The following is a 13,041-nucleotide window of genomic DNA, read 5'->3' as shown; positions in this document are numbered from 1 at the left end:
TCAAAAATTGAGCAGAAGCAGTTGAACACCTGGGTCAGTTTTCAGTCGGCAGAACAGCCTCTACTGGGTCAGTTTTCGGTCAGCGGCAACACGCTCAACCCATCCGGGCATCTTTTGCAGTATCTCGGCGGCACGCTGCTCACGCTGAGGGTTGCCGCGTACTTTGTCCAAGTCAACGCAGCAGATGCCATCACTCTCGACGATACAGAAACCCAAAGCGAAGCAATGGCCGGCCATATATCCGGCGTGCGCTGATTCAAAGGTCTGATGCCGGGTGGCATCGGTATGGTTCAGCCGGAACCCTGTAAGAGGATCGACCGGCAACTTTTCTGCGGTGAAACCAATCCAACGCGGTAAGCGCTTCATTGCTTCGGGCACCCGGCAGTAATCGAACCGGGCGGGCGTGGCCTGCTGTTGGGTGGCATCAAGGAGCTGGCTCATTGCATCGCCCCCGCTTGACGCTGAATCTCCAAGGCACGCTGCATTGCAGCGTAAAACTCTCCTTCGCGGCCAGCTTCTGCGTAGGCAATTTCAATCACATGGATGGCATGGGCGGCCAGATCGCGGTCTATGCGTGTGGTGCCGCTCTTTACCTCATGCAGCAGCGCCAGGATTGCTTTGCCCTCAATACTGCCTGGGTCCATGGAAAGCCAAAGAGCCTTGGTGTTTGCCTGGCCTGTGTAGGTCAGCACAAGTTTCAGATATGTGCTCGGCGAGTCGCCCTTTAGCTCGCGCACCCCACTGAAACCTCCGTCTAGCAGCGCAAAGATTGCGCGCAATAGTGGGTCATCTGAAGGCGACCCACACGCACAGGGCGGCAGGCAGTCAAGCAGAACCACTGGGGCAATCTGAGAGCCGAAAGCAATGCCGTCGAACAGTTGGGAGTAGTCCATTACTTGGCCTCCCCAGTGTTGCAGGCGGTGCGATTGGCGATGAACTGAGCAAGGTCGCTGATGCGATATTTCACCGACCGCCCGGCTTTTATGAACGGTAAACCATAGCGACCACACGATCGCCATACTGCGAGTGTGTTTGCCTGAACGCCCAGCGCAAAAGCTGCCAGTTTGGCGTCGACATGCATTGGGGGGTGACTGGGGTCGCAGTTCAACTGCGCCAGGATTTCGGCCTTGATGGCTTCGATGGTTGCTGCGTGGGTGGAGTTCATGAAGGTAGCCCCGTGCTCGTTAGGTGGCGGGCTGTGCCAGCCCCGTGTCAGACGATGAAGAACAATCCATCGCTGGCTGAGCTGGAGAATGGGGCAAGTAATTTAGTGATTCACGGAACTGCGATAAGGTTGCTATTGATGCGTAGAAAACTGCAATGAAAATGAAATTTGTTATAAGGAAATGCTGTAGTTATCACCTGCTTTATTCGCAGCAGCGAACATTTTCTCAAGGTTGCTCCTGCTTAGACCTACCACGTTCAAGTTCAGGCTATCAGCCCTTCTAATAATCTCGCCCTGCAAACCTCTAGCACCACCACGAGTTTCTGCCAGGATCCTTAGCAAGAGAGCTATAAGCAGCAAGTGAGAAGGCAGAGGAGGACTATCTTTACCCTCGAACGCTGCCAGCATGCTGTTCACGGCTGGGTATTTTTTCGCGGCGTTCTCGCGCAGCATCTCAAAGGCCTTGCGCCAAGTGTTTGCTACTGCGTCTAAAGTTGTGCTGTCCTTTCCCTTTGCTCTCAGCTGAGCTAACGCTTCGTCTGCAGACCTGATTTCGTCTTGGTACTGATGGCCAAGAAAAGCCGCCAGGATGGAGTTGTCGTATTCCTGCTGATTAGCGAGTGCAGTTTCCAACTCCGAAATTTTCTTTTGTGCCGCTTCAAGCTGCTGTTCTATTGACCCGGTACCACTCTTTTTTGCTGCCATTCCCTACCTCCTACCCGCGCTTGAAATCGCCCTGAATGATTGTCGCTGAGTCCTTAACCCCTGCAGCCTCAAGCATAGCCTGGGTCGCCGTATTGACCGACTGGCGCACGGGATCAAGGTCAAGCCGTGCATAGATCGCCGTTGCCTGCTGGGTCTTGTGATTCAGGCTCTTACCAATAATCGCCATAGACGCACCGGTCTTGGCCTGCCAACTGCCAAGGGTGCGGCGCAAGTCGTGAATACGCAGGTCGGTCATATCGTAGGTTGCCGAGTCAATTCCCAGCACGGCGGCGATGGCCCGATAGCGCTTTGCTGCGCTTGCAGGCGCGGTCATCACCTCATAGCCAGCCTGCTGGCGTTCCTCGGAAGTCAGCTTGCCGGTATTTTCCAAGTGTTCGAGTAGGCGGCGCAGGCTGGCACGCAGCAGAATGGCAGCCCATGCCTTTTTCGGCTCGACTAAGTGGCCCGTTTTACCCTCGCCGGGGAATACAAATGGTGACGCGCCAGTCTTGTGCTTGCGTGCAGTCAGTGCGGCCACGGCCTCAGGCGATAGCGTGACGTTCTGCGGTGTGCCGTTCTTGGTCATACCGATACGCCAAACACGAGCCTCTAGATCTACGTCACGCCAGGCCATCGACTGAACGTTTGCACGGCGAGCGCCGGTCAGCAGCGCCAGCATAAAGAAGTCGCGCAGGCTCGACTCGGCAATGGCGGCGAACAGGTATGGCAGTTCAACGCCTTGGGCAAAGCGGTCACGCGACGGTGCAGGGTTCTTCTGAATGCGACTGGTCGGGCTGGTGCCGGTGAATATCTCCAAGTCAGCCGCGAAGTTGAACACCGAGGACACAACAGCAAGGGCGCGGTCAGCCTGGGACGCACTTACCTTTGTGGTTTTACTGTGGATCGCCTTCACTTCGCCGCGCGTGATGTGGGAAAGCTTTTTCGATTTGATCGGTTCCAGGTAGTCGCGCAGTACTACCCGATAACCCTGCTTTGTGGATTCAGCCAGGGGTGTACCGTCACGCTTTTTCTTTCCGGTGAGGAACTGCTCAAACACCTCGGAAAATGTCGGCTCCTCTCGAATAGCGCGACGGGCTGCTGCTGGATTTGCTCCGGCGGCGAACTCGGCAAGAATCTTTTGCGCTTCGCCGCGCGCCTGCTCGACAGTCATCTCAGGGAAGGTGCCCAGCTTCACCCATGCCATAGAAGCGCCAGCACGCTTCACAACGTAAAAGGTGCGACTGCCTGCTGCAGTAATGCGCATGGCGAGCTTCGAGGTGTCGGTGTCATAGACGGCAATTCGCTTGCCTGCCTCGGGCAGGGCGACCGCCATCAGTGCCGTTTTTGTAAATCTCAGCTTTAGCATGCCCGTTCCTCAGAATCGCAGAGGATTGATTGGGCTAGCGACGGGCTATCACCGGGCTAGCACGGGCTATCAAAATTCGTCGAACTTGGTGATAGCCAGCAAGATCTAGGATAGGCCGAAAGCCTCATTCCGTATAGACTCATTAAAGATCATAAATGCCAGGGTATCGCCACACCCTAGCATTCATAATGCTGGGGTCCGAGGTTCAAGTCCCTGCGTACCACCAAACAAAACAAGGGTTTACCGAAAGGTAAGCCCTTTTTTGTGCGCGCGAGTGACTACAAGGTGACTACGGCGTGCCTACAGGCGACGTGCACTGTTGCACGAGAAAAGATATTTCGTCTCCCTCCTTCCTCCCGACAAGAACCTGACCGTCACCCAGGAATGCAATCTTCTGCCCTTCCTCAATCTGGCACTGCGTCTTCTCGAACATCTCAAAGCTGTACAGGAACCACTTGGTTCTGCTCTCAACAAAATCGCTGTAGGCAGTGTTCTCACCCAGAGACCATTGGTAAGCAAAACCGAAGATCGCTATCAGGCTTATGAACTGAATGAAGGAAGTAGGCCACCGATAGCGGACGACCTGGCCACCCCTGTACCAAGGGAAAATCATGAGCCTAGAGTCATCATCGGGCAGCGCCTGAAACATGAAAAAGAGCGCAATAAAGCCCAAGCCAAAAAGCAGAACGATGACGGTCAGAAAAATAATTAGGAACGGGGCGACCAGTAGGCTTGTGAAAGCAATTGTGTGAGTGAACTGGCCTGGATCAACACCGATGGCGCGGTTGAGTACTTGGGCAGAAATGGCGATGGCAACGTTAGCTCCGAGGCCGAAGGCACCCAAGATGAATAGCTTACCTAGCAGGGTTTCGGCGGTTCTTTTGTAAAGACTGAGAAGGTCAGAAATCATGGCCATCCCCAGAAGACAATAGCCAGACCAATTACCCCATTGCTCAACCCCCAATCGAACGGTTTGAAAATCAAAAAGAGGAGTCCGAGCGCAAGCGCATTCAGATATGAGCGCTGATTGGGCTGGAGCGATTTGTACCACTCCCATGCCTGGGTGCGTAGTCGAGCTATTAAGTGATCTCCCGCCACATCCGATGTATTCATGTTTGGCCGACCAAGTCCTTATGATGAGATTGACAGCATTCATAAGGCATACAAGCCAAGTAGTACAAGCGTTCTTCATTTGAATACCTCGCATTGAGCCAAAGGGGAAAGCCTCAACGCCGACTCCAGATGATCAGGCGATAGATGTGCATAGCGCATGGTCATGGTGATTGATCCATGACCGAGGATGCGTTGCAGGCTGAGAATGTCACCACCGGCCATCATGTAGTGACTGGCGAAGGTGTGACGCAGGATGTGAGTGAGTTGCTCTGGAGTGTCGAAGCCACAACGTTCGTAGGCACCACGGAAGGCAGCCCTGCAGGACATAAAGAGCCTACCTGTTCCGGGCATGGCGACTTTTAGCGCGGCCTCTTCCACTTCCTTGGGTATCGGCACCGATCGGGACTGGCGATTTTTGGTACGGTGGAAATGTGCCTTACCCCGAAGATGGCAGCACGACCCAGGCTTTCAGCCTCGTCCCAGCGCGCACCAGTGGCCAAGCAAATCAGAGCAACCGGGTATGTGTGGTTGTTGCTGGATTTGCGGCACTCTTCAAGCAGCTGGTTGATGTGTTCCAGGGTAAGAAACGACAGCTCTACTTGGTCGGTTTTGATCTGCCGGATCTTTGCCAGCGGGTTTACACCATTCCAAGCACCCAGCCGGATCAGCTCAGAGAACACAGCCGACAGGTAACGCTGTTCATGGTTGACGGTATGCGGTGAGGCTTCCTTTAAACGCGCCTGCCGATAGCGTGCCCAAGCCAGAGACTCAAACTGTGATGCCTGCGGATTGCCCAGCCGCTCAACAATCGCCTTGGTGCGTGAAAGTCGGGCTTTATGGTCTTTGAGTGAGCAGCCATGCAGTTCATACCAGACATCCACCAAATCAGATAACCGATCATCCAGCGGGCGACCAGTCTGGTTGTAGGTGGCGAAGTAGTCCGACTCATAGCGCTGAGCAGCAGCCTTAGTCAGAAAACCCTTCTTGCGGACACGGCGACCAGCGCGGCCGTTTTCGTAGAAGTCAGCAGTCCATGTTTTGCCGTCTTTGCGGGCAGTCATACCGCCCTGCCCCACCGAACATGACGCTCTTCAAGGATGCCTTTGATGTGCTTGTAAAGGCCGTCTTCATCCATACCCTTGGCGGCATAGTGGTCGCGGATCACAGGCCAACATTCCCAATCCTTGAGCCGGTAAAATGCTCGCCTAGCGCCCACTCGCTCCCGTGCCAGCAGGCTTACGAAGTTTCCCAGGAACAGTTCCACGTTCTTGCCGGAGAAGCCCCGCGAGGTTTTGTAGCTGCGCTTGTAATCGGTTTTGCTGAGCAATGAATCGACGGGAAGGTCTACGCGCACGTCATCACGAATGAGCGTCCAGATAGGTTCAAAGTAGCCTGGGCGCGCCAATAGCTTGAACTGGCGCAGGCCATAGCGCCAAAGACCATCGATGTGGGGCGCAAATGCAACAAAGCTGTCCGTTTCGATGGGCTGGCCGGTGTGCAGATCAACCGAGCCGCTGGCGAATTGCTGGATGACGGAATGGTGATAGCGCAGCTCTACACGCCAAACATCCTGGGCCGGGTTGTAATTCTCAGGATCGTCTTGGTCGAAGCTGTCACGAGCACGCCAAACGCCTTCCCAATAGTCGAGCTTGTCACCAGATCGAGCCTGTAGGGTTTTGTTGTAGATGCCGACTTGAACGCTACCCGCAGAGCCGAACATGAAGGACTGCCCCTTACCGTAGGTGGCAGACTCCATCGTCCACTGGATTTCCTTGATGCCGGAAATGTCGCGGGTAGCCCTTGAGCGGCAGTGCATACAGACAATCAGATCAACCGGAGGCGTCCAAGCGCTGGCACTCTGCACTGTACAAGTAGCACTCACTGCACCACTTAACGGCTGCTAGCTCGGCTCTGCGTGGCCAATAGCAAACCTGTAAAGATCAGCACCGCGCCAAACCAGTGGTAGTTCTGCAGCCCTTCGCCCAACAGTAGCCAGCCCAGTACCGCGGTGAATACCGGCATCAGGTAGTTGGAGAGTGCAGCCTTAGCAGCGCCTAGAACGCGAATAGCGTGATTCCAGGCAAGGTAGGCGAGTAGCGAGGCAAATACGGCGGTGTAGCCGATGGCGGCGAAGTTATGCGGCGTCAGGCTGAAGTGTGCACCCTGGGCCAGTTCATACAGGTAGAACGGCAAAATCAACGGCACGCCCAGCAGCATCAGCACACCGAGCAGGGCCAGCGGCGGAATCGGCAGCAAGTGGGCAGCCCAGCGCCGCAACAGCAACGAATAAAGCGCCCAGTCGGCTACCGCCAGCAGCATGATCAAATCGCCCTTATTAAAGGCCAGGCCGCTAAGGCTGGCCCAGCTGCCTTTGCTGATCAGCACCAGCAAACCGCACGCGGCTAGCGCCATACCCCCCCAAGCGCGTCGATGAGGCCACTCGCCGAGTAGCAGGCCGGCGCCAATAAAGGTCATCAGCGGCAGACAGGTGTTGACTAAGGTTATGTTGATCGCGGCGGTGGTTTGCGCGGCGGCATACAAAAGGCTGTTGTAAGCGGCGATACCGACACCGGCGAGCACCAGCAAGCGCCAACCAGCCGCGCGCAGCTCAGTACGATGTAACCACAGCGGCTTGGCTACAAAAGGCAGCAACAGCACGAGTGCCAGACTCCAGCGCCAGAAAGACAAGGCAAACGGTGGGATCTCACCGGCAAATGCCCTAGCTACCAACGCATTACCAGACCAGCAGAGGGTTGCCAGCACAAGACCGGCCAGCGCTATACGCACGGAAGATTGCATAGCCTAACGCTGCCCGAGCGGACGCAGGCGGTATTGCGGCGGTAATTGCTCCATACCGCTGACCGCCACATTAAGGTTCTTCCAGCGGCCATCCTTGATGCCGTAGATGCAGCCATGCACCGACAGCGACTGACCGCGGTGCCAGGCGTTCTGCACGATAGTGGTATGGCTGACGTTGGCCACTTGCTGGATCACGTTGAGTTCGCAGAGGCGGTCGACCTGCTCTTCCTCGCTGGGCAACTGCGCCAGGTGTTCGCGGTGCTCGTAGTACAGGTCACGAATGCTGCGCAGCCAACCATCAATCAGACCGAGCTGGCCGTCCTGCATCGAGGCACGCACCCCACCGCAACCGTAGTGGCCGGTGACCAGAATATGTTTGACCTTGAGCACATCGACCGCGTACTGGATCACCGACAGGCAGTTGAGGTCGGTGTGCAGCACCACGTTGGCCACGTTGCGGTGCACGAACAGATCGCCCGGTAGCAGACCGACAATCTCGTTGGCCGGCACGCGCGCATCGGAACAACCGATCCACAGGTATTCCGGCACCTGTTGCTTGGCCAACTTTTCGAAGAACTCAGGGTCTTCCTCTTTGATCGCCTCCGCCCAACGTGCGTTGTTATCGAAGAGGTGCTGTAGATCGCTCATGGTTCATTCCCGGGTTCGTCGATGCGCACCATAGGAGCGCCACGGGCTTTTGACAAGCATGCGCGCCCGTCAGTCACAGCCGGCCGGTTCAGGTTCGACGGCGGCGCAGCAGCCAGATAATCAGCAGCACGCCCGCCAGCAGCACCAGGCTCACGCCCCACTGTAGCGTTCCGGCATAGCGATACAGTTCAGCCGGCTGCAGGCTGGGCTCACGCCGCATACGTTGCTCGGCCGCTGCGCCCTGAGTCGGAATATCGGCCAAGCCGTCGCCATCCAGATCAGGCAGGCTGCGAATATGGTCGAGCAGGCCCTGCCACTCCTTGTACTCCTGCACGCCGGGCTGCTGCGGATCGGCATCGATGATCGCCTCCTTGATCGCGGCCAGCGGCTGTCCCTGAGCATCTTTGGGCTGCACGCTGAGCAAGCCCTTGGTCAAGTCGCTGACCAGCCAGGTGAAGCTGCCGACATAACTGGTCGCACCAATGCTATAGAGCCGCTGATCGGCCAGGTCCAATGGCGTGTAGCCCTTGAGCGGGTCGCCCAATTCAATCCGGCTGACCCGGTCAAACGGCACGCGCCAGGGGTTGTAGCTGAAGCGCAGCCCCGACACTCGCGGGTAATAGCTTTTACTGGCACGCACTTGATACGCCAGCAGCAACACCTCAAGCAGACTCTTCAACTCCTGGCCGGTGACATACACCTTGATCAGCGGATAACCCGGCGCATCATCGAACTCCCCCACACCCAGCGGGGCGATGCGAAACAAGTCAGACACCGATTGCACGCCATAGCGGCCCTGAATCAAATTGTCGCGGATGGTGCCATTGCCGGTGAAGGACACATCGCTGCCCGTGGCATGGCGCAGGGCATCGGTGACCAGATTGCCGAGGATCGGGTCGTCGTACTCACGGGTCAGGGTCTTGTCGACCTTGGCCAGCGGCTGATCGAAGGTGTAGCCCTTGGGGGCCAGCATCTGCGCGCTTACGATCTGTTTAAAATCCTCAACCTGGGCCGCGACCACGGCGCTGCCGGCAACCTGATCGTTGATTGGGTGCAGCTGGTAATCGACAACCTGCGGTTTGCCGTCCGCCGGCAGACGCATATGCAGCTCGCCCAGGTGCTGAATCTCGGAACCCGCCTGCATCACCGGCGTGCGACCATTAACCAGCACAGGTTGCGCCAGGGCCGTGTGCGAGTGACCACCGACGACAATATCGATGCCCGGCACCTGCTCAACCAGCTCAACCTCTTCGCCACGCCAACTGCCGTCCTCCTGCTGTACCACGCCCATGTGCGAGAGCAGAATCACCACCTCGGCGCCCTCCTCGCGCAGCTTGGCGACCATGGCCTTAGCGGTCACGACCGGGTCGGCAAACACCGCCGGCTTGATCATCGGGCTCACGGCTACGGCGTTGTTACCGAGCAGGCCAAACAGACCAAAGCGGATGCCACCCTTGTCGATCAGTTTGTACGGCAGGATGCGCCCAGCGGCATAGTGCGCCTGCAGGCTGTCGTCTTCCTTGCGCACGGGGTCGAAACCCAGGTTACTCGACAGCAAAGGCATCAGCGCATCGCCCTTGATCTTGAATGCCGAGCTGATCATCGCGGCCAAGCCGGCCGGACGAAAATCAAATTCGTGATTACCCAGGGTCGCGGCGTCGTAACCCAACTCGGTCATCAGGCGCAGCTCGCCACCGGTTTCGCGTGTCACGGTATGAAACAACGTGCCCATGCTGAAATCACCACCATCAAGCAGCAGCACCGGTTGTTCGCCTGCCGCGGCGCGGCGCTGCTCCAGCAATGTGGCCAGACGCGCGACCCCGCCTACGGTGTCGTCATCGCCGGTGGTAGCCGGGGTGTATTCATTATTGGGGCCGAAGCCGAGCAGGCGCGACTGCCAGTCGTTGGTGTGCAGGATGGTAAAACTGCGCTCGGCGCTGGAGGCCTGAGCAGCGGTGAATAGGCAAGACACCGCGAGCAACGCAGCAGACAGGCGCATGACAATTCCTTAGGCAATGGGCCGGGCACAATGGCCGCTGAGGGCAGCGCATCAGTATGCGACAAGCCCTGCGTCAGGTCAGCGGCGGATCACGCCGCGCGCAGTAGCCAATCGTGTCAGCGCCTGGCGCCAGGGGCGCGATAGGCTAAACCGTTCAACGCCATTCGCGGCTAAAGCCCCTCCCAAAATCGAGACTTCAAGGGTGATGCGGCGCTAGTCGAACAGCGGGCACACCATCACCAAGGCATCTTCACGGCCACCAACGGCCGGGTAGTAATCACGACGCCTACCGACTTCGTTAAACCCGTAGCGTTCGTAGAGGCGATAAGCCGCCTGATTGCTCGCGCGCACTTCAAGGAAACAGTCATTGGCACCCTGCGCCTGGGCTTGCTGCATCAAGTGCTCAAGCAACTTAAGGCCCAGGCCACGGCCCTGGCTTTCCGCCTTGACGGTGATATTGAGCAGGTGCGCCTCATCCAGGATGATCTGGATCACGCCGTGGCCGACTTGCTGCTCGCCCTCAAACATCACCCAGCAGTTATAGGACGTCAGGCTGTCGGTAAAGATGCCGCGCGTCCAGGGATGGCTAAAGGCGGCGTATTCGATTTTCAGCACCGCATCGATATCCGCCGCGGTCATCGGGCGGAAGCTGATTGCATCACTCATTCAGGTTGACTCGGCAAGCGTTAGGAACCGCGGCCCACAGGCCGGGAAAAGGTGTATTCACGTAGCGGCCAACCAGCGCTGGCGCACGCGGCGCATGGCCTGCCACAGCTCACGCTTGCGCGCGGGCTCCTCCATCAGTAACTCCAGGCCTGGCAATGCCCAGGCCGCGCCAAGCCCTTCAACCTGCAACTCGCGGTTGTATGCATCAGCGTCCGCCTCGCCGGCAAAGCGAATGGCCGGCAAACCGACCAGCCACAAGCAGCTGCACGGTTCCTGCTCTTCCAGGCGCGCACCGACAAAACTTTGCACAAACTCCAGCGCGGCGTCTGGCCCTTGATCAATCTGCCCGCGCACCAGCAGCGGCCAGCGCACCGGCTCGCCAATCAATTGCGGGCTGTCCGGCATGCCGGCGGCGCGCAGCAGATCCTTGAGCAGCAGATACGCCGGGTCGCGGCCCTGCAGCGGCTCACCGGTAGGTAATTCAACCAGCACGGCGCAGGCACCCGCGCGCAGCAATTGCAGGGCAAAACGCGGGGGTGCGACGGGCGTTGGCGGCGCCACTGGTGCTTCGGCGTCGGCTGCAGCGGGTTCAACCTTGGCCATGCGCCCCTGAGGCGGCGGACGTGGCACTTCGATCTTGGGCCGGGGCGTTGGCGCGACAACGGCCGCTTCTACACGCGGTTGCTCATAGGCCGGCGCCGCGTCAGCTAACACCTGCGGCACGGCAGCGGCGACCTCAGGTTCGGGCTCAACAAGCGGTTGTAGCAGCTCCGGGCGCGAGGGCGCAGCAAACGGCAGCTCTACACGCGGCAGCCAGCTGACCACCTGCATGGCGCTCAGGTAGGCACGACGGCGCAGCTCTGTGATCAAACGTCAGCCGCCTGTGGGTGGGCTTTTTGCCCGGCCTGCATCAGGTTCAATGCATTGATATAAGCCTTGGCGGAGGCCACCAGAATGTCGGTGTCGGCGCCATTACCGTTAACGATGCGCCCACCTTTCTCCAAGCGCACGGTCACCTCGCCTTGCGAGTCCGTCCCCTGGGTGATGGCGTTGACCGAGTACAACTGCAGGCTGGCCGCGGAGCTGGCAATCGACTCGATAGCCTTGAAGGTCGCATCCACCGGCCCCGAGCCCTGAGCGCTGGCGCTGTGCTCAGCCCCCTCAACACTGACCACTATCTGCGCTTGCGGCACTTCACCGGTCTTGCTGGCCACATCCAGGGTCACCAGTTTGAAGTGCTCCGGGGCTTCCTCGCTGAGGGTGTCAGAGACCAGGGCCTGCAGGTCTTCGTCGAAAATTTCGTGCTTCTTGTCGGCCAGGTCCTTGAAGCGGGCGAAGGCGGCATTCAGCTCGGCTTCACCGGCCAGGACGATACCCAGCTCATCCAGGCGCGAGCGGAAGGCGTTACGCCCGCTCAATTTGCCCAGCGACAGCTTGTTGGTGTGCCAGCCAACCGACTGGGCAGACATAATTTCGTAGGTTTCGCGGTGCTTGAGCACGCCGTCTTGATGAATACCCGACTCGTGAGCGAAGGCGTTGGCGCCGACAATGGCCTTGTTCGGCTGCACCGGGAAACCGGTGATGCCAGAGACCATGCGCGAGGTGCTGAGGATATGCGGGGTGTCGATGCGCGTGTGCACACCGAGCAGGTCAGCACGCGTCTTGATCGCCATGACGATCTCTTCCAACGCGGCGTTACCGGCGCGCTCGCCCAAGCCATTGATGGTGCACTCGACCTGACGTGCGCCCGCCACCACGGCAGCCAGGGAGTTGGCCACGGCCAGGCCCAGGTCGTTGTGGCAATGCACGGAGAACACTGCCTTGTCGGCATTCGGCACACGATTCAGCAACTGGCGAATGGTCTCGGCGTACTCATGCGGAATCGCGTAGCCGACGGTATCCGGGATGTTGATGGTGCGTGCGCCCGCATCGATGGCCGCTTCGACGATACGGCAGAGAAAATCCAGCTCCGAACGTCCGGCATCCTCGCACGAGAACTCGACATCACCGCACAGGTTACGCGCGCGCTTGATCGCATGTACGGCCTGCTCTACCACCTGATCCGGCTGCATGCGCAGCTTGTGCTGCATATGGATCGGGCTGGTGGCGATAAAGGTGTGGATGCGCCCCGAGTTGGCACCCTTGAGCGCTTCGGCGGCGCGGTCGATATCGGCATCCAAGGCGCGCGACAGGCTGCACACGGTGCTGTCCTTGATGCTGTCGGCAATCGCTTTGACCGCGGCAAAGTCGCCAGGGCTGGCGATGGCGAAACCGGCCTCGATTACATCGACGCGCAAGCGCTCCAAGGCCTTGGCGATGCGCAGCTTTTCCTCACCGGTCATAGATGCGCCGGGGCTTTGCTCGCCGTCACGCAGGGTGGTGTCGAAAATAATGACGCGGTCGTTGCTGCTCATGCTGGTGTCCTCACGGAGTCGCAGATGCACAGGCCCAACGCTGGGGCCCATGTCGATAGGCGTTGATTGTCGCGTGAAACGCCGCGGGCGGGAAGCGCGGCGCACATCGTGGCTAAAGCCCTTCCCACGTGCCAAAAAGCAAAACGCCCGCCAAATGGCGGGCGCT

At 58.6% G+C, this 13,041-nt stretch carries 12 protein-coding genes and 2 pseudogenes; all 14 read right to left on the bottom strand.

What is annotated here, in order from left to right; genetic code table 11:
- Positions 1-60: 60 nt before the first annotated feature.
- Entirely contained in the window at positions 61-441 is a 381-nt protein-coding gene (locus tag ACEPAJ_RS06125) for a hypothetical protein (RefSeq protein WP_425914152.1), read from the bottom strand.
- Positions 438-893 (bottom strand): hypothetical protein, encoded by a 456-nt coding sequence (locus ACEPAJ_RS06120; RefSeq protein ID WP_425914151.1) that lies wholly within the window; start codon positions 891-893, stop codon positions 438-440. Before ACEPAJ_RS06120 ends, ACEPAJ_RS06125 begins: the two co-directional genes overlap by 4 nt.
- Positions 893-1,165 carry a helix-turn-helix domain-containing protein gene (locus tag ACEPAJ_RS06115; protein ID WP_425914149.1) on the bottom strand — a complete coding sequence of 91 codons (273 nt, stop codon included), beginning with the start codon at positions 1,163-1,165 and terminating at the stop codon, positions 893-895. The genes ACEPAJ_RS06120 and ACEPAJ_RS06115 overlap by 1 nt, the downstream gene beginning before the upstream one ends.
- A gap of 171 nt (positions 1,166-1,336) precedes the next feature.
- Positions 1,337-1,870, bottom strand: coding sequence for a hypothetical protein (locus ACEPAJ_RS06110; protein WP_425914147.1), 534 nt, complete (start codon positions 1,868-1,870; stop codon positions 1,337-1,339).
- Positions 1,871-1,880: 10 nt separating this feature from the next.
- Positions 1,881-3,236 carry a tyrosine-type recombinase/integrase gene (locus ACEPAJ_RS06105; protein ID WP_425914145.1) on the bottom strand — a complete coding sequence of 452 codons (1,356 nt, stop codon included), beginning with the start codon at positions 3,234-3,236 and terminating at the stop codon, positions 1,881-1,883.
- Between the two features lie 289 nt (positions 3,237-3,525).
- Positions 3,526-4,146, bottom strand: coding sequence for a hypothetical protein (locus ACEPAJ_RS06100; protein ID WP_425914143.1), 621 nt, complete (start codon positions 4,144-4,146; stop codon positions 3,526-3,528).
- A 278-nt stretch (positions 4,147-4,424) separates the two neighbouring features.
- Positions 4,425-5,410 (bottom strand): annotated as a pseudogene (locus ACEPAJ_RS06095) (phage integrase).
- Positions 5,407-6,195 (bottom strand): annotated as a pseudogene (locus ACEPAJ_RS06090) (hypothetical protein); the annotation flags it as partial. The pseudogenes ACEPAJ_RS06095 and ACEPAJ_RS06090, both read right to left, overlap by 4 nt.
- Positions 6,196-6,239: 44 nt before the next feature.
- Positions 6,240-7,148: a DMT family transporter gene (locus ACEPAJ_RS06085; RefSeq protein WP_425914141.1), complete on the bottom strand. Its 909-nt coding sequence runs from the start codon at positions 7,146-7,148 to the stop codon at positions 6,240-6,242.
- 3 nt (positions 7,149-7,151) lie between these two features.
- The gene (gene can / locus ACEPAJ_RS06080; RefSeq protein ID WP_425914139.1) at positions 7,152-7,796 is read right to left on the bottom strand and encodes a carbonate dehydratase; all 645 of its coding nucleotides are present in this window, start codon (positions 7,794-7,796) and stop codon (positions 7,152-7,154) included.
- Between the two features lie 88 nt (positions 7,797-7,884).
- Complete coding sequence (locus ACEPAJ_RS06075) at positions 7,885-9,795, bottom strand: bifunctional metallophosphatase/5'-nucleotidase (protein ID WP_425914137.1); 1,911 nt, start codon at positions 9,793-9,795, stop codon at positions 7,885-7,887.
- A 213-nt stretch (positions 9,796-10,008) separates the two neighbouring features.
- Positions 10,009-10,461 carry a ribosomal protein S18-alanine N-acetyltransferase gene (gene rimI, locus ACEPAJ_RS06070; RefSeq protein WP_274089432.1) on the bottom strand — a complete coding sequence of 151 codons (453 nt, stop codon included), beginning with the start codon at positions 10,459-10,461 and terminating at the stop codon, positions 10,009-10,011.
- Positions 10,462-10,518: 57 nt separating this feature from the next.
- Entirely contained in the window at positions 10,519-11,331 is an 813-nt protein-coding gene (locus tag ACEPAJ_RS06065) for an energy transducer TonB (protein ID WP_425914135.1), read from the bottom strand.
- Positions 11,328-12,875, bottom strand: a complete 1,548-nt coding sequence (locus tag ACEPAJ_RS06060; protein ID WP_425914133.1) for a 2-isopropylmalate synthase — start codon at positions 12,873-12,875, stop codon at positions 11,328-11,330. The genes ACEPAJ_RS06065 and ACEPAJ_RS06060 overlap by 4 nt, the downstream gene beginning before the upstream one ends.
- Between the last annotated feature and the right edge of the window lie 166 nt (positions 12,876-13,041).

Origin of the sequence: Pseudomonas sp. GWSMS-1 (assembly GCF_049847425.1) — a bacterium.
Lineage (GTDB): Bacteria > Pseudomonadota > Gammaproteobacteria > Pseudomonadales > Pseudomonadaceae > Aquipseudomonas.
Note: the sequence above shows the minus strand (reverse complement) of the source record. Positions and strands in the feature narration are given on the sequence as shown.

Excerpts from the sequence above, each read along its gene's own strand:
- ACEPAJ_RS06100 (WP_425914143.1), bottom strand. The coding sequence starts at position 4,146 with ATGATTTCTGACCTTCTCAGTCTTTACAAAAGAACCGCCGAAACCCTG.
- can (WP_425914139.1), bottom strand. The coding sequence starts at position 7,796 with ATGAGCGATCTACAGCACCTCTTCGATAACAACGCACGTTGGGCGGAG.
- ACEPAJ_RS06105 (WP_425914145.1), bottom strand. The coding sequence starts at position 3,236 with ATGCTAAAGCTGAGATTTACAAAAACGGCACTGATGGCGGTCGCCCTG.
- ACEPAJ_RS06110 (WP_425914147.1), bottom strand. The coding sequence starts at position 1,870 with ATGGCAGCAAAAAAGAGTGGTACCGGGTCAATAGAACAGCAGCTTGAA.
- ACEPAJ_RS06075 (WP_425914137.1), bottom strand. The coding sequence starts at position 9,795 with ATGCGCCTGTCTGCTGCGTTGCTCGCGGTGTCTTGCCTATTCACCGCT.
- ACEPAJ_RS06085 (WP_425914141.1), bottom strand. The coding sequence starts at position 7,148 with ATGCAATCTTCCGTGCGTATAGCGCTGGCCGGTCTTGTGCTGGCAACC.
- ACEPAJ_RS06125 (WP_425914152.1), bottom strand. The coding sequence starts at position 441 with ATGAGCCAGCTCCTTGATGCCACCCAACAGCAGGCCACGCCCGCCCGG.
- ACEPAJ_RS06120 (WP_425914151.1), bottom strand. The coding sequence starts at position 893 with ATGGACTACTCCCAACTGTTCGACGGCATTGCTTTCGGCTCTCAGATT.
- ACEPAJ_RS06060 (WP_425914133.1), bottom strand. The coding sequence starts at position 12,875 with ATGAGCAGCAACGACCGCGTCATTATTTTCGACACCACCCTGCGTGAC.
- rimI (WP_274089432.1), bottom strand. The coding sequence starts at position 10,461 with ATGAGTGATGCAATCAGCTTCCGCCCGATGACCGCGGCGGATATCGAT.
- ACEPAJ_RS06115 (WP_425914149.1), bottom strand. The coding sequence starts at position 1,165 with ATGAACTCCACCCACGCAGCAACCATCGAAGCCATCAAGGCCGAAATC.